The following is a 23,765-nucleotide window of genomic DNA, read 5'->3' as shown; positions in this document are numbered from 1 at the left end:
GTATCGAATGGCATCAAGGTGCTTCTGCTGAGAAGCTGTTTCGATGGTGCGTAAAAATGAAAAGCGTGGTGTAGAAATTTTATGAACATACCTATATTAACCACAAAGCTGCATATTCCTCCAGCGCGGTCGAAAGTGGTTCAACGCTCACATTTGTTCAAACGCTTGTCTGAGGGGCAGCAAGGAAAACTAACGCTAATCTCCGCTTCTGCAGGCTATGGTAAAACCACGTTGGTCAGCGAGTGGCTGGCTGATTGCAGACGTCGGGCTGCTTGGTTATCGCTGGATGAAGGTGACAATGATCCTGTGCGATTTCTCCTTCATCTTACCGCTGCAATAAAGAACATCGTTGATGTTAACGACCAAGGTGTATGGAAAGCGCTGCAATCTCCGCAACCGTTGCCGATCCAATACATCCTTACTACTTTAGTCAATGAAATATCATCCGGTTCAGATCCATTTATTCTCGTTCTTGATGACTATCACGTCATTGAATCTCAAACCGTGCATGATGCCCTGTCTTTTCTGATCGATCATCAACCCTTACAGATGCATTTGATCATCATGACGCGCGAAGAGCCGCAGCTGCCGATCGCCAAATTGCGGGCAAGAAACCAATTGACCGAACTGCGTGGAAACGACCTGTGTTTCACCCGGCAAGAAGCGGCGTTATTTTTCAACCAAATCATGGGGCTTAATCTATCATCTGCAGAGGTATTTTCTCTGGAGGCACGCACAGAAGGGTGGATTGTCGGGTTGCAATTAGCCGCTATCTCTATGCAGGGCTGTTCGAATACGACCCAATTCATCTCGTCCTTTACCGGCAGCCACCGTTTTGTGTTGGACTATTTAATGGAGGAAGTCCTAATGCAGCAGTCCGAAAAGGTTCAGACCTTTTTGCTTCATACCTCCATTCTTGATCGATTTTGCGGCTCCCTCTGTGATGCCGTTCTACCGAAGGGGATGGGAGGAGATGAAATCCTGGCGTATCTTGAGCGTTCCAACCTGTTCATCATCCCGTTGGATAGCGAGCGTCATTGGTACCGTTACCATCATCTTTTTGCCGATTTGTTGCGACAGCGTTTGTATCATGCCAACAAGGACAAGGCCGAGGAGATTGCCGTTCTACATACCAGGGCAAGCCATTGGTTTGAAGAGAATGACCTTGAGATCGAAGCTTTTCAGCACGCTGCGGCGGCTCAAGATGTGGATCGGGCCGCAACATTAATCGAAGGAAGGGGAATGCCTCTACATTTTCGCGGCGCCGCTCAGCCTGTACTAAATTGGTTGAAGCGCCAGGACGAGTCCACGCTTAACGAACGGCCGTCGCTCTGGGTGATTTATGCCTCCGCCTTATTGATGATCGGCCAATCGGACGGAATCGAACAAAAACTATCCGCTGCCGAAGCGGCCATGAAACCTATCAATCCCCATGAGGCAGATCATGATCTAATCGGGCATATGGCATCGATCCGGGCCACGCTTGGAGTCATTCGGAACGAGACGGATACCATTATTGCCCAATCCCTCCTCGCGCTAGATCATCTGCATCCGAATAATCTGCCTGTGCGCGCAGCGACAACCTGGACGTTAGGCGTTGCCTACCAGCGGCAGGGCGATCGCGCAGCCGCCAGACGAGCTTATACCGAAGCATTATCGATAAGCAAGCGAATGGGACACCTGATTATTACGCTTATGGCAACTTTAGGTACAGGCCAGATCCAGGAGCTCGACAATCAGTTGAACCTGGCTGTGCAAACCTATAAACAAGTGATTGAACTAGCTGGCGAACCGCCACTGCCGGCCGCTTGTGACGCATATTTAGGCATGGCTCGAATCTTCTATGAATGGAACGATTTGGAGGCAGCCGAACAGCATATAGGGCAGAGTATCCTGTTAGCCAAGCAGATCGAGAATACGGATAGGTTATCCGATAGTGAATTATTTGCGGCAAAATTGAAACTCGCCAGAGAAGATATTTCAGCATCGGAAGCTTTGTTAATTAAAGCTCGTCACGAAGTGCAGGAACGATCCTTTACTCACCTTTTGGGCGAAGTTCAACACTTGGAACTTCTTATTTCTCTTCATAACGGCAACTTTCCGGAAGCCGTAAAGCATCTGGAAACTAGTGAATGGCCTGTTCTGCAGTCAAGAATCCATATGATCCAAGGGAACGCAAGCGCGGCTCTGGCCATACTGGCTATTTTGTATGACCAAGCGAGAGCGAAGCAATGGAAGAACGACCAGCTTAAGCTTCTTGTACTCCAAGCATTGGCGTTTCAGGTCCAAGGCAATATGGAGAGGGCGCTTGAAAGCTTAAATGATGCTTTGATACTGGCAGAGGATGAGGGGTTCGTTCGTCTTTTTGTTGACGAGGGTAAGCCCATGCTTGATTTGTTAACGGAAGCGGCTACCCGTCGGATCCAGCCGGATTATACCGGGTTTTTATTGTCCAACATGCATCATGAACAGAAGCTCAATGATTTCGCTGTTCACAGTCCCCCCATCCGCTTCGAACCTTTAATCGATGCCTTAAGCGAGCGTGAACTGGAAGTTCTGCAACTGATTGCCCAAGGCCTCTCCAATCAAGAAATAGGTGATCGGCTTTTCCTGGCCTTAAGTACAGTGAAGGGGTATAATCGCAATATTTTTGACAAATTGCAGGTTAAACGGCGAACCGAAGCGATCGCACGTGCCAGAGAGCTCGGACTGATATAACTTACTCCGGTCTTAAGCAATGCCTAAAGGCAAGGCTGGGGCCTTTTTTAGTTCGAACCATACTTTAGTATCTACTCAGTCATGCCTTGCAGCCAATATACTATTCGTAAAACACTCTGGCTGATCATCAGGTAAAAGGGGGGAGTCGTCATGCAAACCAACAGAAAAACAGCAGTCTATCTTGGGCTGCTGCTCATCTTCAGTTTTGTTTTTGGAATAGTTAGCTCTGTTCCTGCATTAGAACGTTCGGATTACCTTGTAAAGTTGTCGGAGATTGAAATGCAAGTTTTGGTTGCCACCTTTTTTCAAGCGGCAATGGCTGTAGTATATGTCACGATAACCGTATTGTTATATCCAATCATTAAAAAATACAACAAAAGTCTGGCGGTGGGATATTTCGGTTTCAGGATGATTGGCTCCGGCTTTCTCTTTGCCGGTATAGGCTCTCTGCTTCTTTTATTAGGTTTGAGTCAGAGTTCGGCAGCTGCCGGCCAAGCTGACTCATCGTATTTTGAAGTTATCGCTGAATTGCTCAGACAAGGCAGAGATATTCTGAATCATATAGGGATGATATTGCCCTGGAGTATTGGCGGCTTGATCCTCTATTATGGCCTATATAAAATTAGACCTATTCCAAGGTGGTTCTCGATATGGGGGATGATCGGCTCTACCTTGACCCTTCTGGCTACATTACTGTTGATGTTAAACATCATCAAATTAGCGAGCCCAGTCTACTTTATCCTAAATGCGCCGATAGCTATTTGCGAGATGTTTCTCGCTGTACTTCTAATATTCAAAGGGTTCAATCAAATTAAAGTGTGAGAACCACCTCTAAAATAAATCTAATGAAAACGGAGATGAAATATGAGAGTATTAGTGCTTGGAGCAAGCGGCGCTACCGGCAAACATGTCGTCAGGCAATTTATCAAAAGACAAATCCATACTCGGATTCTCATCCGAAAAAATGCTGTTGTTCCCAATGACGTACAAGAACATCCATTGGTGGAAATCGTAAAGGGGAATATCAACGAATTAAATGACGCTGAAATGAATCAGCTTCTACGTGATTGTGATGTCATTATCTCCTGTCTTGGTCACAATCTTACGCTCAAAGGGATGTTCGGCAAACCTCGTTATTTGGTATTTGATGCAATCAAAAGAATCTATGAGACAGTTCCAAAAAGGGCTGAAAAAACGGTGAAACTCATCCTGATGAGTACAACAGGTTACACGAACACGTTATCGGGCGAGACAAATTCACCGGGAGAAAAAATCATCTTATCCTTACTAAAGCTTTTGCTTCCTCCTCATCGAGATAATGTCAAGGCAGCCAATTATTTGATTGCCAAAATGGGTAAAGGAGACGGAAATGTCGGATGGGTTGCCGTACGTCCGGATACCTTAGTCAATCATGATAAAGAGAGTCCATATGAAGTTTGTGAATCTCCGGTAAGAAGCCCCATATTCAATGCGGGAAAAACAAGCAGAATAAATGTAAGTTATTTTATGGCTGAACTAGCGATAGATGAAAATCTGTGGAAATGTTGGGAGTTCAAAACTCCGGTGATTTATAATAAATAGAGAGGCGGCGCATGAAGATCGAGGAAGGATTGAGTTGGGACGATGCGCATTTTGACCAATCCGGATTTTAAGCCTCTCAAGTTCGTGAATCCAAGAACGTTATCGGAACCTTCATCGATAAATAAATGATTCTCAGCTGTTAATCTGTATTTTAATGATTCCGTTGGTTTTGCGCTGATTATAAAAGTTGTGCTTGTAATAAAGGGCGATCTATTTCCAGAGAAGTCATTAGAGGTTCAGGTAGGCAACCACTGATTTGAACCCCACATCGTCTAGTGCGGGCAACTCGCCTTGCTTCCGGCGAACCCCGGGCTTTTCGGATGGATCGGATTTTGGCTTATGTTCCGGTTAAACACCGGGGCCATGATGCTTCTTAACCTAGATTAGTAAATTAGCCTTATGAACATGATCGGGGCAGTTCTCCAAATTCATAATATACGTTCGAGATGATGCAATCGGATTAGTGTTAACAAATATGATAGGGTAGGAGCCTTGGCCTTCCGGTGTTTTTCAACTGTTCATACTGCATAGCATGCTTTAGGGGGAAGTGTTATCATGGAGATACAAAATAAGTTGGTTGGAGATGTAGACGTTGAAGTGGGAGGAAGTTCGTAGGCTGTACCCAAACCGTTTTGTTAAACTCCGTATCTTGGAGGGGCGCATTGAAAATCAAGTGCGATATGTTGACGATATGGCAATCATTCAGGCTTTTGATGATAATGTAGAAGCCACACGAGAGTTAGTTCGAGCACAAGACGACATTCTCGTCTACCATACGGGTAAAGAGAGAATTGAAGTCCCCATCAAACAATTGTTCGGACTAAGGGGTTAGCTATGATTAACGTCGTGTCTGAAAACGGCCTTTTGTTCACGCCAGTAGAGATTTTATTTCGAGGAAGATCTACGGTGATCGACCGGATTGTTTTAGATACTGGAGCTGCTGAAACGATCATTTCCCCCGACGCGGTCGAAACAATCGGTATCGCTGCTGAACTTGATGATTATATCCATTCTTCCTATGGTATTGGTGGAAGTTTGCATAACTTTTACATGAAACAGGTTGACGGGGTTAGGCTAGGGGCAGTAGGCTTGAACGATGTAAAGCTGGATTTTGGCGTTATTGACCCTCAGGGGCATATCAACGGACTGCTCGGACTTGATCTTCTTATGAAATTAAATGCCGTTATCGATTTGAAGCATCTAACTTTATCACTGGATGCTTCTTAACCTGGATTAGTAAATTATCCTCATAAATGTGTCCGGGGCAGCCCCATGCTGCTCCGGACTTTTTGTTCATTTATATAGGTGAAACGGATCAATTGTGGGATATTATGCCAACTAAGGAATTGTGAGGCCGGCGGCGTGTTGATAGAATGTATTGAAGTGTTTTTTCCATAAAATATCTAAATGTCCAGGAGTACGGAATGAATAGGACAAACTATGTGCTGTCGCAAGATGAATGGTTTTACCTATGCTTGCTTTCCGGAGCCACTACCTTGTTCGGTTTGGAAAATGTGCTGGATAGCCTTGATTTGCAGGAGGCCCGCCAACGATGGGAGATGGTGTCCGGCCGGCTGAAGAGCAAACATATTTTGACGGAAGAAGATGAGGACCAACTATACATAGAGCATGATTATGCCGCGATTGCGGAAATTTTGTCTTTCCCGGACCAGGTGTTTGCTTGCTTGGTGGAAAAAAACGGGGCAGTCTCCATGGAATTTATCCATTGCCGGGCGGGGATGTTCACGCGCTTAACTGGGGAAGAGACTTGCGAGGTCCAGCTTTGCACCGGGCGGGAAGAAGCGATTGCCATGCTCCGGAAGCAGTTTTTGCTTAGCGATTGTGAGCAGGAGGCATTTTACCCTCTACCCGCGACGGAGGCCAATTATGCTCTAGCGCTTGCAGGGGCTGGAGAACAAGGAGCGGCAACGGTTCTTTGGCAAAAGCTTGGGATAGATCGTCAGACCTCGGAAGACTTAGCGGAAGCCTTTGGGCCACAGTCTGATTGCCGGGTCATTGCCGGATACCACTTGGCTTTTGGAGAGGAGGCCGAAGCGCTGTTTACCTGCGTGCGAACAGAAAAAGGAACCTGGATGCTGGGGATGATGCCGGAGCGAAGTCAGGCCCTTTTGTTTCGGCGCAAACCGCTTTCCGCCCTTGAACAACTTTTTGCGTTTCCAAGTATGTTGGGGAAAGGAGGGGAACGTCTTGGAACTGAAGGTCGATCCGGCCCGCATTAACGGGCTCGCAGACGAAGTACGCCGGTTGGAGCAAAGGATCGGAGATCAAGTCACAGTTACGCTAAAAAGGGTATCCGAGTTAGCCAGTAGAACAAGTTCGGCTTATTCCGAGCCGGGAGTCCGCTCCGCAATATCTGAAGTGGAGCGGCGGATGGAGCGGATTCGGCAGCTGTCCCGGGAGATCGGCGACGAATTGCGCACGAAAGAGAAAACGCTGCGCTGGGCGGCGAACGAGTATACTCGCCAAGAGCAGGAGTCCTTTTTGAAGGCGAAGCGGGTGAAACTTCCGGTTACCTTAAACCCATTTGACGCGTTCCCCACGACTTCAGGGAATAAAACGAGCGTCTTTCCTTTGCCGTTTTCGGCGTTTTCCTTATTCTCCCGTGCTGCGGTTTATCTCCCTATCACGGTGGAGCCGCTTACGAAAGAACTGACTCTGGACCCTGAGCATTACAGCGACGAAGTCTTGAAGCTACAAGAAAGATTGCAGGAACTGGGATACGAGCTGGAAGCAAGCGGGTATTTTGACTCGGCCACGCTGGCAGTAGTTAATCGATATAAGGAAAAGTATGGTCTGGACAATGCCGGCGATCGGCAAGGAATCGTGGATGAAAACGTGTGGCGGACCTTGTTCGGAACGCTGAGCGGGCTGCTGACGGTGCAAATGCACGGTCAGGCCTATTCCGAGCCGGTGAAAATGGCGCAGCTGCGGTTGCAAGAACTGGGTTTTGAGGTCGAGGCGAACGGCTATTTTGATGAAGCTACAGTACGCGCGTTGGAAGGGTTCCGGGAGGTTTACGAGAAGGATCAGAATGGGCTGGAGGGCGTAATCGGACCGGCAACCTGGCAGGCGCTGTTTAACATGCCGAAAGTGGAACCGGTTGAGGATTCCAAGAGCGAGCCGCAATACTATATCACGTCGGTAGATCCGCGAAGCTATTCGCTGGACGATGTGCTAAACCGCGATGATCCGGAAGTTCAGGAGCGGCTGAAGCAGACCTATTGGGCAGATTTGACCAAGGAAGAACAAGACAGGATATATAACGAGCTAAAAGAGCTTGAGAAAAAAGAAGAAAACGAGATGCGGCAAAAACAAAGCGGCATCGGCAATCCGTTTTTCGCGAACCTAATGGTCGGCGGGTCGAATGCTGTGGTGAACGCAATCAACACGGCCTCGGCAGGATTGCCGGAGCTGCTTGCCGAATGGATTATGGGGCCGGAACCGGAAGGTTACGTAAATCCGTTAGATGATCCGTACGGCAAAGGAATTGGCGAAGCTGCCGGAAATGTAGTCGGGTTCTTTCTGCCCTTTAAATATTTGAAAGCTGTGAAAACCCCGGCGGCTCTCTCCAAGCTATCGCCGACGGTGGTCAGATCCATGACGGCGGGAGCGATTTTTGGCACGGCTACCGAAGCGTCTGACGCGGTAACCGACTTCAAGAATGACGGCGATCAAGACCTCACAGGCCGCGCCCAAAATATCGCCTTCGATACCGCTATGGCCGGAGCCGGGGACGTGACCTTCACCTATGCGTTTAAGCTTATTTCCGGCGCGCTCAAGAGTACAGCGGGACAAAGGCTGACCGAGTGGTTGAAGCGTTCGGAAGTGGATGAGGTGCCGGCAACGCAAGGAAAGTTGGAGACACCGGCTCCGAATAATGTGGCAGAGGGAGCGGTTAAAACTGGGCCAATAAAAGAAGTTGAAATTGTTGATCACACTGGAAAACCGATTGGCGAATTAGACGAGATTGATTTGAAAAATGGTATTTTCTATGAGGATAAAGCAGCGAAGGGACTTAATGTCATCAATCCTAAAACTGGATTACCTGCTCAAACACCTCAGCAATTTACGGATAAACAAATATTGGATAAAACAAGAAAAAGAATTAATAATATTGCGAAAGCTACAGCTACACGAGCTACCAAAAACGGGACTTCAAACATACCTTCATTAGATCAAATTAAAGGCATTCGAAAATTCATTTTCAGATTAGATGGAGATACTCCTGAATTAAGGCAAGCTGTAGAGAATAGCTTGGAACAATTAAGAAAAGAATTTCCTGATTACACTTTTGATGCATTGTTTGGAGGGAAAAAGTAATGTCAATTAGTGCTATGGTTTTAGAGGCAAAAGATGAATTTGAAGAGAAGTTTTTCATTCCTGTAGCTACTGAGTCTTTTTTTCAAGAATGTTGGGAGCCAGCAATTGAAGAATTAGGGTTAAAATGGACTAAAGTATTTTCTGTTGGGATCGATTTAGTTGAAGAAGATTTTCCATTCGTTTTAGAAGAATTATCAAAAATAAAAGAGTGGGCGAAGGAGAACTTACCTGAGGAAAAGAGGATAAAAATTATTGAAAGAATCGAATTGATTGAGACTGAATTGCCCATCGCTTTTACTCACCGAGATGGAATAATAATTTTTATTGGGTAGTATTTCTGGGATGCTGTCTTTAGAACTCCAACAACAAGATCGTACTATTACCAACAAACCAAACACTAACTGATTCAAACACTTGATAACCTTTCGAAAGTTCGAAAGCTCTTTCCCACTTGAACCATTAGTAGGAATGAGCTTTTTTTACATGCCCAAAATCATAAAGAGAGAACGATAGCAGTAGAATTGAAGAGATTAACGGAGTGATTGCACTGCCTGGTCCGATAGAGCAAATATTCGCGAAATGGAAAATGGCTTTTGCAATCTGTGCAATTTTCTCACCCAGTAGGAGCTCACATTATCCCCTACGTAGTTTTTGACATCATCAATAGACCTTATTCCAGTTCAAAGTCCTCATCTCCTATTTAAGAACATATGCCAATTCTATCATTGTCAGGAAAAACAGCCTAATCGAGATTTTCATGGATACTTTTGAACTCTAACAAGTTATATTGTTAAAAATGCAGACTATATCTAGTATACTCTTAATATGGGATATATTATCTTTCTTGTTAAACATTATTTGGTGGATTTTATTCCATTTAGTCGATTCAGACGATTAGGAGTTGAACAAAGTGTCTCTCATATTCTTGGCTATTGTAGAAGATGAAAACGATAAAGAGTACATAACGAATTTATATCTAAAGTACTACCCTTTAATGAAAAAGAGAGCTTATAGCATTACCGGCGATTTTGGCATAGTGGATGATCTCATTCAAGATGCTTTTTTGAAATTGATGCCCAAAATTCCTCTTTTGAGATCATTAGACTGTTACAAAAGGACATCGTATATCGTTTATACGTTAAAACATGTTTGTCTGGACTATATCCGAAAAAAAGCACGCCGTTCCAAACGTTCTTTTTCAGGTTTAACTGATGATATAGCCGATCACATTCCCGATCTGCAGGCTGCAACAGAAGAGAATTTCCTGCATGAAGAGGAAATGAAGACTTTTGAGCAAACTCTGTTCCAATTGTCCGAGAAGGATCGGAATTTATTATATTTCAAATACATCATGGAACTGAGCGATAAAGAAATTTCGGAAATTATGGATATTCCTGCCCAGCATGTCCGAATGTATATTGCGCGTGCCAGACAGCGGGCCTTTCGAAAACTGTCACAAGGAGCCGAAAATCGTGCCGAAGATGAATAACCCAATGGATTCCAAATTGCTTGAAGAAGAATATGAGAAAATAAAAATTAAATTGCTCATGATTCGCTTTGCCGAACTGGAAGGTAAAATGCTTCTTGACGAAAATACGGAATTGAGCAACAATCCACTTTACCTCCTTTCGGAAAAGACAAAGCTAAGCTTCATCATGCGTTTAAATCGTCATTTCGCCTTTTATCATTTGAAGCAGACTATACGCTTTTTTGCAACCAGTTATAAGAAAGTAGCTGTCTTATTAGCTGTCTTCCTATTCGCTGTTGCCTTGAACGTTGAGGCGGTAAGAGTCAAAGTTTTGAATATGTTCATTCGAGTGCAAGAGGAATACATAGAAATTCGATTAGGACAGGGCTCTCAAAACTTAAAAGACAGTCATCTTCAAATTAACTGGGAAAATGCCTATGTACCAACGGAAGTTCCGGAAGGTTATCGTATCGAAGAAGTGAAGAACCTTCAGAACATAAAATCTATCGAATATATGAATGATTCCAATGGTTATATCTTGTTTCAGCAGAATAACGAAAACAGTGGTATGAACGTGGATACGGAAGAAGCTGATGAAGTAAGCCATACAACGATTCAAGGACATGACGGGCTAATTGTCCGGAAGAAAAATGTAGTTACACTAGTATGGCAAAATGAAGGTCGATTATTTCTAATCTTGGGCGATTCGCCTCATTTAAGAATAGAAGAACTTATCGAAATGGCAGAGAGCGTTACGTTGGTCAAATAAATTTTTTACCATATGTGTTACATAATAGGGATTTAGACGTCTAATATTGTTGAAAGGATAAAACAGAATGGGGGATGCATTGTTGAAGAAAAAAACGGCTGTATTGTTGTCGGTGATTTTTTTGGTTTTTACAGCAGCTCCTATTACCCAGGCTCGTAGCGATAATGTATCAATTCAGGAGGATGTTGCAGTTCCTTTCTATCAATACATCTCTGTCCTGAGTTCCTCTTTATCTATTGGAAAAACAGGAAAAGCTGTTTCGAGTGGTTATGTATATTACCCGGACGCTTATGATTCGACTCTATCCATTGAACTCCAGCGTAAAAATGGAAGCAATTGGTCGGTAGTTAAATCGTGGAGTGAGTCTTTTACGGGTAAGGGATCACATAGCCTGGAAGAGGAGTACTATGTGACATCAGGCAACACGTATAGAGTTGTTTCCACAGCCAAGATTAAAGACGGAAGCAAAGTTCTGGAGACAGCTACCAGAACGTCGTCTGAGGTCACGTATTGAAAGGGATTACATTTACTCCAACTAGATTGTAGATAGGTGTATTTTATTAAACCTATTACAATAAAATGACGCAACCAACACAGGCTTGTTCAGGGCGAGATTGGTTACGTCTTGGCGGCCAAATTCTTAAATTTGCAAAAGAAGTTGGCTAAAATAACTTTACAATATTATTAGACTTTTGCAAATAGGGATTGAGGTAATTGTGCCAAAAAGGAGCGGATTATCAAATTTATTTGATTTTCTCCAATGAAAGCTGTTTTGATGTGCAAGCGTCTTAACAAACATTTATGGAGGTTATAACGATGTTCAAATTTATGGGGAAATGGATTGGGATATTAGCAATTTTATCGATGATTTTTACGGTGCCTCTAGCAAGTGCAGCAGCATCTGATGAGCAACTAGATTCTTTTGCTTCAGATTCAACTCAAGCAAACATTCCAACAGTTGTTCAGAAATATATGGAAGCAATAAACACCAAAGATTGGAAAGCTTTTGTCGATTCTTATTCTCCTGATATTCAAAAATCTTACTCAACTTTCCCAAGCAAAGATCAACTTGAGAACCGAACCGGTATTCTCTCTGTAAATTCGATTGAAGTCTATGAAGTGAAAGAATTACCCGCAATTCACATCATGGAAATTGAACCTTATTTTAAAGAAATAAATACCACATTATATGATAACGTTCATTACTATTATATCGGGTTCAATTACAATGTTTCGCAGGAGAGCGAATTTTTTTATAACGGTGTGAGATATGAGCTAGTGGCCACTGGTAACCTTGACGGAACAGAATATATTATCGGTCATGAAAATGTTTATGACTTAACCAGCTTAGACAAATATGGGTATACGTTTAAATCGGATGCCGTAACAAAAGCTCAAAATATAGTTGATCAAAGAGAAAAAGGCATTATCGTTAATTTTAATAATGAAGTTCTACCTTCAAGTGAAAATACTGATGACACCATGAAAAATACTGAAGAAGTAGAGAAAACTTCTTCACTGGACGAATCTAGCGCCATCGAAAACGAGAAAAACGAGAACACCAGAGATCCTCTCGAACTTCAACTGGAAAGAGCTAGCCTGGAAAAGGCAAGCAAGGGTAATAGTGCGGAAACAATTCAACCATTTAGCGCGACAAGCACCCCATCTACTATTAAACTATATATAACAAAATCGGGTACTCTCAAAAATATCGGTTTTGATAGTTATGCGAAGCAAGTCTTACCTAATGAATGGTATGCATCTTGGAATAAAAAGGCGTTGCAAGCTGGTGCAATAACAATTAAAACCTACGCTTGGTATAATGCAACATATCCGAGAAAACCAGCGACAAACTATGGGGCGCACTTAACTGATAACCCGGATAATTACCAACATTTTGTTGAAAATTCTAATGAAACTTCTACCGATAACGCGGTAAATGATGTCTCTGGAATTTTTATGAGAAACTCTAATGGGAAAGTATTTGATGCCCAATATAGAGCAGGCAAAAAAGGGGAAATTGGAGAGGCGTTTGGTGGGGTCCTATCTCAATGGGGGACTCAATATATCGCTACAAACTACCCTGAATATGATTATTATACTATTTTAAGTTATTATTATAGCTTCTCCGATAAAAGTGATGATTACATTCAAGTGGGTAAATACTGACTTATAATCTGTATTGAACCGTCAAACGCTTTTATATGGTTTGACGGTTTTTCGATGAAATCGTATTTTTTCTATTCTAAAAAATTAAATGGAGGGAAATTATGAAGAGATTAAAAATCATTGGTATATTTCTTTTATTCGTCTTAATATTATCAGCATGTAACATATCTGAAGAACCTCAAGCTGTGGACGGGAAGGCTGAGATTTTGGAGGTATCTACGGATTTGCCGAAAAATGCCGGTTGGTGGATTGTTCACAAAGATGTTAATACCATGACCATTAATGTGAAGGCTAAAAACATCGATACCGTTCTATTTTGGATTACTCCGACAGGTACGGAAACTTGGGGGGAAAGAGAGCTCATTGGGTACGACACAGATGGAAGTGACGGCTGGTCTTTAACATGGAACTTTGGCAGCCGGACTTTTCATGACCGCATTTATGTTCAAGCCTTAGGAAGTGATGGGGCTACTCAGGACAAAGAGATCATTGAGGTCACTTCAGAATGAATATAGGTATGTCTCAAATACAAAAAGACAAGTGCTTAAAAAGGACGCGAGCGAATTCGCGTCTTCAATTTTATTCGGGTGCTAGGGTAGCCACGACTAGGAAGAGAGGGAACCGGTATCAATGATTAAATGATCGACAGTCAGGGAGCAACCTTTATTACGGATCGTCATAGAGGTTTGCAGCAGGTTATCGATATATTCGATCCGCATGTTATCGGCCTCTCTAGAATGGAGGCCTTCTCATCTCGATAGTAATTTCTTCTTGGCCTGTATGGTAAACGATGTTGTTATCTTTGCATTTTAAGAGCTCTTTGGTAGCCTCAGAAGGGTCTTGAATGGTTCGTACAATAGCGACATCTTTAACGTATTGTATGTTATCTTCAGTGTGGGAATCGAGAACTTCTAGCAGAACATATTGATCGGGAAAGATTGTGCGAACTTCTTGCCACTGCATCTCAAATTCACCCCGTCCTTAGTATATATCATGCATGAGAAATAGGAGATAATGAGACGCCTGGTTTAAGAAGAAACAGGACTAACCATTTCTAATCTCGAATTGATTTACACCAACGTCGCCTAGGCGACCCAAACGCATAAGTCCATAAACCACATCCTAAAAAGACCCCCATCGGCGAAAAGGAATCAGGGGAAACTGCGTCTAATATACCATTATGGAAGATTATATGAATGCAGAGATTTACTCGATTCAGGGATATGGGAGATTTCGTGGAAAGAACGTTATATGAAATGGCCGAAGGGATAATAAAATAAAAGAGCAGGTGACCAATACCATGCCATTTATAGAAATTAATGAAGATCTCAGACAAGAAGTGGGATCTATTTTCGGAGATATAATTGTTTCTTGTGGTCAAATACATCGAGTAGAGGAATTGAGAGGATTTGTATTTATTGAAGAAAATCAAATCCAGGGAAGTATTTTCTATAATGTTTCTGGACAAGAATGTGAAATTGTTTCTTTAGAATGTAAATTAGAAGGAAAAGGTATTGGAAGTAAGCTAATTCAATTGGTTATAGAAAGAGCAGAGTCATTAGATTGTAAGAGAGTATGGTTAATAACATCCAATGACAATATAAAGGCAATTAGATTCTATCAGAAGCGTGGATTTGATATGGTTTGTATTCATAAAAATGCAATAACTGAAGCAAGGATTTTAAAACCCTCGATACCTTTGTACGGATATGATGAAATACCAATAAAACATGAAGTAGAATTTGAATACATATTAAATGATTTTGGTGGGTAAGTTCGAAGAAGAGGCCACTTCATATAACACTGTATTCACGCTTCGGAATTATTGTCCCTTGGTAGTGGTGTATAATCATGGAAGGAGCTCTGACAACAAACGCCCCAGCCTAAGATAAGAGTTATCTAAGGTTGGGGTATTTTCGTGAATACCAATATTATCTGAAAGGAACGATTTTTTTTATATCAAACCCCAATGCCAGGCTTTCAACTTTCTAGATCAGGCTGATCGAAGCCCTCGCTTCCATTTTGCAGGGTAGAAATACGATGCTTCGATATCAAATGCCTGTTATGCACCTCAAACGAAACCCGTAAGTCTCCGCCTGATCGCCCGATGGCTTGGAATTGCTGCTTCCTTTTGCCCCGCGCCGTGTTGATGGATATGTACGATGGAGGCAACCAACATGACGATTTCTTCATCGTGGGTAGTCAAAACCTTTAAGGAACGACTATTGTTTATGAAATGTTTATATCTTTTACCTTTGGAATTTAGATCTGTATTTTATCCTTGATTTATCAAGTAATTCTAATATCAAAGGGGTATCACAGGATTATTGGCCGATTTTACATAAGGGAGATCATTAAGTGACGATAAAGAAGAGATTATTCAATTACAATCTGTTGATGGTTGTGATTCCGCTTGTCGCCATGCTGATTATCGGCTCCATATTCGTCTTCATTGTGAAGGCACTCTTCTCTACGGATTCTAAAGAGATTGGTCCGATGAACGAAACCTTTCTCGAAATGATGAGCATTATGGATGGAGTCGACATGAACGGGATTTCGGAACAGGCGGAGGTTCAGAACGAGTTGATGAATCGATTCGCCGACAAGAAATATTTTGTTTATGCCAAACAGGGCGGACAAACGCTGTTTACGAACATGAGAGATAAGGAATATTCACATATTTCCAAATACCTTTCCCAGGACCATCTATATACGGCCAATCAATCGCTTTGGGTTCCGGATGACGACTTATATCTTTGGTGGAATAGGATAGAGACCGATACGACGCCGGTTACATTGGTCGTAGCGCGGTTCTTCGATCGGGAAGACGGAGCTGGCCATACGGTCGCATTTGCAATGATGTCAATTCTCATCATTTCGGCCATCGTCATTATGGTCATACTGGTAAGCTTGTATTTTGCCAATAAGATGATCGAGAAAATTATGGTTCCGCTTAACCACCTTTGTGACGGTGCGCAGCGCATTCAGGAGGGGGACCTCAGTCAGGATATTTCCTGTCAAGGCGCCGAGGAATTGGAGAAGGTCTGCGACTCCTTTAATCAAATGCAACATCAGTTAAAAGCGAATTTGAAGAAGAACGAGAAATATGAACGGGACAGAAATGAAATGCTTGCCGGGATCTCCCACGATCTTCGGACGCCGCTTACCTCCATCAAAAGCTATGTTAAGGGACTTCTGGATGATATTGCCAAAACGCCCGATAAGCAAAAGGAATATTTGAACGTGGTTTATCGCAAAGCTTGCGTCATCGAAAGCCTGATCAATTCCTTGTTTTTATTCTCAAGGCTTGAAACCGACACGTTCCCTTATACGTTCAAATCGGTTTCCATTCAGAATTTCATCGTTACGCTGCTGGATTCGCTGGAATATGACTTGAAGAAAGGCAATGCCGTTCTGACCCTGAATAGCAGCTGTACCGATCAGAAAGTATGGATAGACGGAGAGCAGATGACGCGCGCCATAACGAATATACTCGATAACAGCATCAAGCACAATCTGAACCAAAAGCTTCACATTACCGTTACGATGTTCGAGCAGGACGGTCAAGTGATCATTTGTATACAGGACGACGGGGCAGGAGTATCTGCGGAACAGCTGAATCGGCTGTTTGACAGCTTTTACCGGGGGGATGAGTCGCGCAATCCTGCCACGCAGGGAAGCGGACTTGGGCTGGCGATTGCGAAAAGAATCGTGATTGCCCATGGCGGAAGCATCTCAGCAGAGAGTAAGAATGGACTATCGATTATCATTGAACTTCCGGTGGAGGAGGTGAACCCATGAAGTGTGTGTTAATTGTTGAAGATGATAAAGAGATAGCCGCGATCGAAAGGGATTATCTGGAGATCCATCATATTAAGGCGGAAATTGCCCCCGACGGCGTTAAGGCCCTTGATATGCTGAAAGCCAAGCGATATGATCTGCTGTTGTTGGATGTCATGATGCCGTTTAAAGATGGATTTGAGTTATGCAAGGAAATTCGCAATGTCTACGATGTGCCCATCTTATTGGTGACGGCCAAAACGGAATCTGTAGATCGCATCCGGGGTTTGGGGCTGGGTGCGGATGATTATATATCGAAGCCATTCGATCCGGCAGAACTTGTGGCGAGAGTAAAATCGCATCTTGCTCGTTATGAACGGTTGACAAGCGGAAGCAAAGACAGAGAGGCTTTACCAAAAGGAACTGAAGAAGTCATTGCGGTAGAAGATCTGTACATCGTACCACAGGGTTACAAAGTATTTGTCCGCGGGGAAGAGGTGAAGCTTACAACCCGGGAATTTGAGCTGCTGCTGTTTCTTTCCAGTAACCCCAATATCGTGTTCTCCAAGGAAAAGCTCTTCGAACGAATCTGGGGAGGCGATTATATTGGCGACAATGCGACCGTCACGGTGCACATCAACCGAATCAGGTCGAAAATCGAGAAGGATAGCAGCAATCCGCAATATATCGATACCGTGTGGGGCGCCGGCTATCGCTTCAACAAGACCTGAGGAGGGGCTGGATGAGAATTGCAATCGTGACAGAAACGTTTCTTCCATCGACCGATGGAATTGTTACACGCTTAACGGCGGCCATACAGCATTACCTGGAAGCCGGACATGAGGTAGCTATTATAGCGCCTGATTTAGGCATATCGCGATTTGGCGCTGCCCGTATTCAGGGGCTGCCGACAAGCACGCTTCCTTTTTATCGCACCAAAAGATTCGCATTGCCTAGCCGTAAAGTCGGAATGTTGCTGAAGGAATACGGGCCTGATATCGTACACGTCGTCAATCCGGCGTTGCTTGGCGCTGCCGGCGTATATTACGCGAAGAAATTGGGCATTCCCTTGCTGGCTTCTTACCATACGAATCTTTCACGGTATCTGGACTTTTACGGGCTTCCTTTCATGAGAGGGCTTCTATGGTTGTACTTGCGTCTGCTGCACAACCGGGCAACGATCAATTTGTGCACATCCCGAACGGTTCGTGAAGAGTTGACTAAACGCAAATTTCGCAATGTGAAGTTATGGGACCGCGGCGTGGACAGCCAATTATTTCACCCCGAACGGTACGATGCAAGCGTGCGGGAACGATTGTCCCAAGGATTTCCGGACAAGAAAATTTTGCTATATGTGGGCAGACTTGCGGCAGAAAAGGAAATCGAAAAATTACGGGATATATTCGATGCCTCCGATCAATTCGTGTTGGTGATTGTTGGCGACGGGCCGCACCGCAGCGCTCTGGAAGAAAATTTTTCCGGTACCGATACGCTTTTCACAGGTTTCTTGTACGGTCAGGAGCTTGCCGCAGTGTTTGCTTCCTCCGATGTTTTCGTTTTTCCGTCCACCACCGAAACGTTGGGGCTGGTTCTGCTTGAAGCGATGGCGTCCGGTCTTCCTGTCGTTGCAGCGAGAAGCGGACCGACCTGCGAGCAGATCCATCACGAAAGCACCGGTCTTTTGTTCGACCCGGCTGATCATGATGGATTCGTTGCCGCCGTACGACGGTTTGAAGACAAAACGACTAGAGACGCCATGTCAGCTGCGGCTTATAAAGCGAGTATGGGGAAAGGGTGGAAGGAAGTCGCAGAGCAGGCGCTGGACTATTATCGGCAAACGGCAAAGAAGGGAAACGAAAGGGACTCATGGAGAATGCGATAAAGCGGCGGAATTTCAAGCAATTCGTTCAATTTGCATTCATCGCCTTAATGAATACGGCAGTAGCGGTAGCAACGATGAATAGCCTGCTCTTTATTCAACCGGACCCAGGGGAAATCCTGTTGGGAATGTTTAATGCGGCCTCCTATGTCATGGCTGTACTGAACAGCTACTTCTGGAACTCAAGAGTCACGTTCAAGGGCTTTGCGAGAGGAACGAAGAGGCAGCGATTTCGATTTTCTATTCAGGCGCTTGCAAGTCTGGGCATTAACTATATTGCTTTCCTGGCTGCAAACAATCTTCTTAGCCCTCTCGGCTGGCCAAACTGGATTCGCTACAATGCGGCATTGGGAATCTCGGGGGCGATCTCCTCGATTTCCAGCTTTATGTTTATCAAATATCTGGTATTCAGCGAAATGAACGACCAGGGGAGAGGTGCCGTTGACAAGATTAGAGAATGACGTAGGCCTCGTTCTAGAAGGTGGGGGGATGAGAGGCATGTATACGGCGGGAGTCCTGGATTGCTTAAGCGATTGGGGCTTGAAGTTTCCGCTGGTCGCCTCGACTTCCTCCAGCGCATTGATCGGCAGTTACTTTATTTCTGAACAGAGAGGCCAGATTTACGAGGCCTACAACTATCTGGCGGACAACTACCGGATTATCTCGTTCAAGCGGATGATTACCCATAAAGAATTGTTTCGAATGGACTTGCTGTTTCAACTCGTTCCGGAGAAGGCGGCGCCCTTTGATTTCCGCGCATTCACTGAATCCGGAGTCAAACTTCTGATCAGCACAACAGACATCCTAACGGGATCGGCCGTCTATCATGACGCCTTTCCATCGCCTGAAATTCTGTTCACGCTCGTCCGCGCTTCAAGCAGTTTGCCTGTTCTTGCTCCAAGCGTTGCCTTTGAAGGCAAGCTTCTGGTTGACGGAGGCGTAGCCGATCCTATCCCTATCAAGCCGTCCATCGAGCGGGGATACAGGAGAAATGTTGTCATTTTGACAAGAAACCGGGGATACATCAAGAAACCTAGCTGCCTAGGATGGGTATACCGCCGATTATTCAGACAGTATCCGGAGTTGATCAAATTGCTGAAGAACAGGCATGAAATATATAATCGGACAACTCAGGATATTCAAAAAATGGATATGGATCGGGATGTTTTTCTCATTTGTCCCGAGAAACCGCTAATCGCCGGGAGAATGGAACGTAACAAGCAGGTTCTTGAGGAATTGTATATGCAAGGCTATAAAGAAATGCAACAAAAGAAAGAAGCTTTGCGCAGCTTTCTGCTTGGACAAGAATCAGAAAAAACATGAGCAAAGGATGATTGAATATGACAAACGCAAAGGTACGCAAAAAGATAATCGTTCTGGGGGGAGACGGTTTTTGCGGCTGGCCGACGAGCCTTCGCTTGTCCGGATTGGGACACGAAGTTATCATCATCGACAATCTCTCCAGGAGGAGAATTGACGAAGAATGCGGAACCAATTCTTTAACCCCCATTCAGTCCATCGATGTTCGTTTAAGGGCATGGGAAGAAGTATCGGGGAATCGGATACGGTTTTATCGTATCGATATCGCGGAGGAGTACGATCGGTTGTTGTCCGCCATTCGTGAGGAGAAACCGGATGTCATTATTCATTTTGCCGAGCAGCGGTCTGCGCCATACTCAATGAAATCGTCCCTGCTCAAACGCTATACCGTCAACAATAACATTAAAGCCACTCACCATGTTCTGTGTGCGATAGTTGAAAGCGGGCTGGATATCCACCTGATCCATTTGGGAACGATGGGGGTATACGGATACGGTTCGGCAGGAATTCGGATACCCGAAGGATATCTGGATATCGAGGTGAAGACGGATAACGGTGACAGGGTCAATCAACAAATTCTTTATCCGACAAATCCCGGTTCTATCTATCATATGACCAAATCGCTGGATCAGCTATTGTTCCATTATTACAACAAAAACGACCGGCTGCGAATAACCGATCTCCATCAGGGCATCGTTTGGGGAACGAATACTCCCGAAACGCAAGCCGATGAACGGCTGATCAACCGGTTTGATTATGATGGGGACTACGGGACGGTTCTGAACCGCTTTCTGATGCAGGGCGCCGTCGGCCATCCGATTACCGTGCACGGTACAGGAGGGCAAACAAGAGCATTCATTCATATTCAGGATACGGTGCGTTGTTTAGAGCTTGCCGTAGACCATCCTCCGGAACTTGGTGAGCGCGTTCTGATCATGAATCAAATGACGGAGACCCGGCGGGTGATCGATCTGGCTCAGGTTGTCAGCAGGCTGACGGGAAGCGAAATTGCGTTTGTTCCCAATCCACGGAAGGAGGCCGCCGAAAATGAACTTCATGTGGATAACAGCCATTTTATATCCAAAGGACTTGTTCCCGTTACGCTGAACGAAGGGCTGATGATGGAAGTCAGCGAAATCGCCAAAAAATACGCATATCGCACCGACTATTCCAAGATTCCCGCTATGAGCACATGGACAAAGGAGCAGCGTCCAGGGAATGTTCATCCTCTATACGCGGACTATTGCATATAGGAGGCAAAAAATCATGTTCAATTCCTAAAAAGCATACAAACTGCATACGAAAAGGTGATTCCCGGCAATTGAAGAAAGAACTGCTGGCTCTGCTGGTTACCAGCGATTTTTCCGCATTGGAGCAGCGATTGGCGGAATATTTGGAGGAAGCCTCAGCGCTTGAACTGCAGCCTTGCAAAACGTTTTTTCGGGCATGTTGCTGTCAGATTTCAAACATTTACAAGCCGCCGCCGCCGGTGAGGCTCTGAATCCCGGGCACATTCTTGAAATTCAGACTGTTCCTGAGTTGTTGGCCTGGGCCAAAGAAAAATGCTGCGAATTTGTAAACCTGTTTGTTCGCTGGCTGGACGAGCAGCGGGACAATGTGGTGATCAAGGCCAAGCAAAATCTCGAGGGGAATTATCAACAAACTTGCTCTTTACTAAAGGGTACCCGTCTAAGGATGACCGAAATTTCCGAACAAGTAGGGTTCGATAATTCCAGTTATTTTACGGTCGTGTTCAACAATACATAGAAGAAAATAAGTGATATCACAAGCAACCGGCAAACCTGCCGGTTGTTTTTTTATAAGTTCCCGTGGTTATTTCGTGTAGAATTTCAAAAAATCATCGGTGAAATTTAAATGTTCTGATCACGGACAATAAGTACAATGTGTGTACAGTCAAGTAAAGAGTGCAAGGGAAAGAAAGGGGCGCGAATACGGAAAGTACGAATGCGGCCGCAGTTGCGGGACCTGGAATAAGGAGTCCAGTCGATTGGATCGGCCTACTTCAAGGTTTCTAACTAGTTGTTGAATATCATTATTAGTATAATTAGCTCAAAGCTCGGGATCGGGGCTTTTTTTGTAAGTATTAGTAAAATTGATCTGAAAAATACTTATAAATAATAACATAAAAAATAAATAATAACAATTTTTTGAAGGATAATTTATTATTAAATAATTGAGATTATACTCCGTAACTAAATAACAATTTTGAAAGGAACAGACGAATGAAAAAACATTCATGTACCCCTGCATGTACCTGTCATGTTATTCCCCAATTTATTCTCGAGAACTTGTCCAAAGCCGGAGTTGATGCGTCGTTGCAAAGTTTGCATCAAAGCAAAATGATTCGTCAGGAAAGAAGGGAAGAGACTGGAAAAACAAATGTTGCCGAAATTGCGATGCAGGCTCCCCATGCACATGAGGCTAATCGGTTGGTATATGACTGTGAGCATGGGACACAGCTCCGAAAAAAACTTGTTCGTCAAGAGGGAGATTCCGCCTCCAGTGATTCGGTCGTAAACGACGTTTATGAGATGATCGGTAAAGTACGTGAATACTACAAGAATGTTATGCTAAGGAATTCCATTGATGCGAAAGGTATGGATTTGATTATAAATGTCCATTATGGGCAGAAGTATATGAATGCTTTTTGGAATGGAAGTGAAATGGTATTTGGTGATGGAGACGGGACTATCTTCAGTAACTTTACCAATTCGTTGGATGTAATAGCTCATGAGCTTGCACATGCTGTAACCCAATATACTGCCAATCTGGAGTATTACGGACAGTCTGGCGCGTTGAATGAGCATTTTTCGGATGTATTCGGCTCTGCAATTCAGCAGCATGTTAAGGGGCAAACTGCTCACGATGCGGATTGGTTGATCGGCAATGAATTAATGGCGAAAGAATTGCAAGGTGAAGCCCTTCGTTCCATGAAGGCCCCCGGTACCGCCTATGATAACAAGCTGATGGGCAAAGACCCGCAGCCCGATCATTTGAGCAAATACTATATCGGAGCGGACGACAATCAGGGCGTTCACATCAACAGCGGGATTCCCAATAAGGCGTTTTATCTAGTTTCCATGGAGATTGGCACAGATAAAGCAGCGCTTATCTGGTATAAAGCTTTATCCAGACTCTGGCCGAACGCATCATTTAAGGATGCCGTAGAGGTGATTGTTGATACTGCCAGAAAGCTTACCAACGAACAAATCCTATCTCTTGGTACAACACAGATTGTGCGAGCAGCCTTTAAGGAAGTGGGGATGAATGAGGGGGCAACAGGAATATGGTCTGCCAACAGTAATGCTGCCGCCGCTTCAATTGTAAAACCTGAATTAGTGCTTATTTAGTCAAGTCCGGTATTTCCAAGGTCGTAACGGAAGAGGTTTTGTAAGGTGAAGTTAGCATTTCAAAGTACAGGAGGGTTCCTCGGACTACGCCTTTCGTATCACATAGAGTCGGATGATCTTCCGAAGGAAAAGGCTACCCGCCTAATTAGGCTGGTTGAGGAATCCCGTTTTTTTGAGGTCAGTCAATACGGATTATCTAAGGTAGAAATGAACCGATTGCCTGATGTTATCAACTACTCCCTATCCATCACAAAGGATGGAACAAGTAATACACTGCATTTCAACGATGTAACGATGCCGGAGAAGCTGCAGCCACTAGTCAGTTATATTAGAGATTTAGCAATGGATCAGAGTAAAAATAATTGAAGA

Annotated in this window: 23 protein-coding genes; all 23 read left to right on the top strand. The window is 44.2% G+C overall.

Annotated elements, in window-relative coordinates; all coding sequences use genetic code 11:
* Nucleotides 1-81: 81 nt before the first annotated feature.
* The 23 genes from EHV15_RS26425 to EHV15_RS26310 all read left to right on the top strand — a co-directional run bounded on the left by EHV15_RS26425 (nucleotide 82) and on the right by EHV15_RS26310 (nucleotide 23,762).
* Nucleotides 82-2,718 (top strand): winged helix-turn-helix domain-containing protein, encoded by a 2,637-nt coding sequence (locus tag EHV15_RS26425; RefSeq protein ID WP_128633857.1) that lies wholly within the window; start codon nucleotides 82-84, stop codon nucleotides 2,716-2,718.
* 150 nt (nucleotides 2,719-2,868) lie between these two features.
* Complete coding sequence (locus EHV15_RS26420; protein WP_128633856.1) at nucleotides 2,869-3,540, top strand: DUF4386 domain-containing protein; 672 nt, start codon at nucleotides 2,869-2,871, stop codon at nucleotides 3,538-3,540.
* A gap of 42 nt (nucleotides 3,541-3,582) precedes the next feature.
* Nucleotides 3,583-4,299, top strand: coding sequence for an NAD(P)H-binding protein (locus EHV15_RS26415; protein WP_128633855.1), 717 nt, complete (start codon nucleotides 3,583-3,585; stop codon nucleotides 4,297-4,299).
* A gap of 592 nt (nucleotides 4,300-4,891) precedes the next feature.
* A complete protein-coding gene (locus tag EHV15_RS26410; RefSeq protein WP_128633854.1) occupies nucleotides 4,892-5,131 on the top strand; it encodes a hypothetical protein in 240 nt (79 codons plus the stop codon).
* A gap of 2 nt (nucleotides 5,132-5,133) precedes the next feature.
* Entirely contained in the window at nucleotides 5,134-5,526 is a 393-nt protein-coding gene (locus tag EHV15_RS26405) for an aspartyl protease family protein (protein WP_178075968.1), read from the top strand.
* 197 nt (nucleotides 5,527-5,723) lie between these two features.
* Nucleotides 5,724-6,539: a hypothetical protein gene (locus tag EHV15_RS26400; protein WP_128633853.1), complete on the top strand. Its 816-nt coding sequence runs from the start codon at nucleotides 5,724-5,726 to the stop codon at nucleotides 6,537-6,539.
* Complete coding sequence (locus tag EHV15_RS26395; protein ID WP_128633852.1) at nucleotides 6,508-8,640, top strand: peptidoglycan-binding domain-containing protein; 2,133 nt, start codon at nucleotides 6,508-6,510, stop codon at nucleotides 8,638-8,640. Before EHV15_RS26400 ends, EHV15_RS26395 begins: the two co-directional genes overlap by 32 nt.
* Entirely contained in the window at nucleotides 8,640-8,972 is a 333-nt protein-coding gene (locus EHV15_RS26390) for a hypothetical protein (protein WP_128633851.1), read from the top strand. Before EHV15_RS26395 ends, EHV15_RS26390 begins: the two co-directional genes overlap by 1 nt.
* 578 nt (nucleotides 8,973-9,550) lie before the next feature.
* A complete protein-coding gene (locus tag EHV15_RS26385; protein WP_128633850.1) occupies nucleotides 9,551-10,129 on the top strand; it encodes an RNA polymerase sigma factor in 579 nt (192 codons plus the stop codon).
* Entirely contained in the window at nucleotides 10,122-10,877 is a 756-nt protein-coding gene (locus EHV15_RS26380) for a DUF4367 domain-containing protein (protein WP_246061981.1), read from the top strand. Before EHV15_RS26385 ends, EHV15_RS26380 begins: the two co-directional genes overlap by 8 nt.
* 82 nt (nucleotides 10,878-10,959) lie before the next feature.
* A complete protein-coding gene (locus EHV15_RS26375; RefSeq protein WP_128633848.1) occupies nucleotides 10,960-11,391 on the top strand; it encodes a hypothetical protein in 432 nt (143 codons plus the stop codon).
* Nucleotides 11,392-11,693: 302 nt separating this feature from the next.
* Nucleotides 11,694-13,046 carry a SpoIID/LytB domain-containing protein gene (locus EHV15_RS26370; protein ID WP_178075966.1) on the top strand — a complete coding sequence of 451 codons (1,353 nt, stop codon included), beginning with the start codon at nucleotides 11,694-11,696 and terminating at the stop codon, nucleotides 13,044-13,046.
* 101 nt (nucleotides 13,047-13,147) lie between these two features.
* The gene (locus EHV15_RS26365) at nucleotides 13,148-13,555 is read left to right on the top strand and encodes an ABC transporter substrate-binding protein (RefSeq protein ID WP_128633846.1); all 408 of its coding nucleotides are present in this window, start codon (nucleotides 13,148-13,150) and stop codon (nucleotides 13,553-13,555) included.
* Between the two features lie 791 nt (nucleotides 13,556-14,346).
* Nucleotides 14,347-14,820 carry a GNAT family N-acetyltransferase gene (locus EHV15_RS26355; protein ID WP_128633844.1) on the top strand — a complete coding sequence of 158 codons (474 nt, stop codon included), beginning with the start codon at nucleotides 14,347-14,349 and terminating at the stop codon, nucleotides 14,818-14,820.
* A 584-nt stretch (nucleotides 14,821-15,404) separates the two neighbouring features.
* Entirely contained in the window at nucleotides 15,405-16,847 is a 1,443-nt protein-coding gene (locus EHV15_RS26350) for a HAMP domain-containing sensor histidine kinase (protein ID WP_128633843.1), read from the top strand.
* Entirely contained in the window at nucleotides 16,844-17,557 is a 714-nt protein-coding gene (locus EHV15_RS26345) for a response regulator transcription factor (RefSeq protein ID WP_128633842.1), read from the top strand. Before EHV15_RS26350 ends, EHV15_RS26345 begins: the two co-directional genes overlap by 4 nt.
* A gap of 11 nt (nucleotides 17,558-17,568) precedes the next feature.
* On the top strand, nucleotides 17,569-18,708 hold the full coding sequence (locus EHV15_RS26340; RefSeq protein ID WP_128633841.1) for a glycosyltransferase family 4 protein: 1,140 nt from the start codon (nucleotides 17,569-17,571) through the stop codon (nucleotides 18,706-18,708).
* Nucleotides 18,693-19,166, top strand: a complete 474-nt coding sequence (locus EHV15_RS26335; protein WP_128633840.1) for a GtrA family protein — start codon at nucleotides 18,693-18,695, stop codon at nucleotides 19,164-19,166. Before EHV15_RS26340 ends, EHV15_RS26335 begins: the two co-directional genes overlap by 16 nt.
* A complete protein-coding gene (locus EHV15_RS26330; protein WP_281281663.1) occupies nucleotides 19,141-20,028 on the top strand; it encodes a patatin-like phospholipase family protein in 888 nt (295 codons plus the stop codon). Before EHV15_RS26335 ends, EHV15_RS26330 begins: the two co-directional genes overlap by 26 nt.
* A 17-nt stretch (nucleotides 20,029-20,045) precedes the next feature.
* Complete coding sequence (locus EHV15_RS26325) at nucleotides 20,046-21,278, top strand: NAD-dependent epimerase/dehydratase family protein (protein ID WP_128633838.1); 1,233 nt, start codon at nucleotides 20,046-20,048, stop codon at nucleotides 21,276-21,278.
* Between the two features lie 172 nt (nucleotides 21,279-21,450).
* On the top strand, nucleotides 21,451-21,792 hold the full coding sequence (locus tag EHV15_RS26320) for a hypothetical protein (protein WP_178075965.1): 342 nt from the start codon (nucleotides 21,451-21,453) through the stop codon (nucleotides 21,790-21,792).
* A 476-nt stretch (nucleotides 21,793-22,268) separates the two neighbouring features.
* Nucleotides 22,269-23,396 (top strand): M4 family metallopeptidase, encoded by a 1,128-nt coding sequence (locus EHV15_RS26315; protein WP_128633836.1) that lies wholly within the window; start codon nucleotides 22,269-22,271, stop codon nucleotides 23,394-23,396.
* Nucleotides 23,397-23,441: 45 nt separating this feature from the next.
* Nucleotides 23,442-23,762: a protealysin inhibitor emfourin gene (locus EHV15_RS26310; protein WP_128633835.1), complete on the top strand. Its 321-nt coding sequence runs from the start codon at nucleotides 23,442-23,444 to the stop codon at nucleotides 23,760-23,762.
* Nucleotides 23,763-23,765 lie beyond the last annotated feature (3 nt).

This window comes from Paenibacillus oralis (assembly GCF_003863965.1).
In the GTDB taxonomy this organism is placed as follows: Bacteria; Bacillota; Bacilli; order Paenibacillales; family Paenibacillaceae; genus Fontibacillus; species Fontibacillus oralis.
The sequence above is the reverse complement of the archived record's forward strand: the minus strand, read 5'-3'. Positions and strand labels throughout refer to the sequence as shown.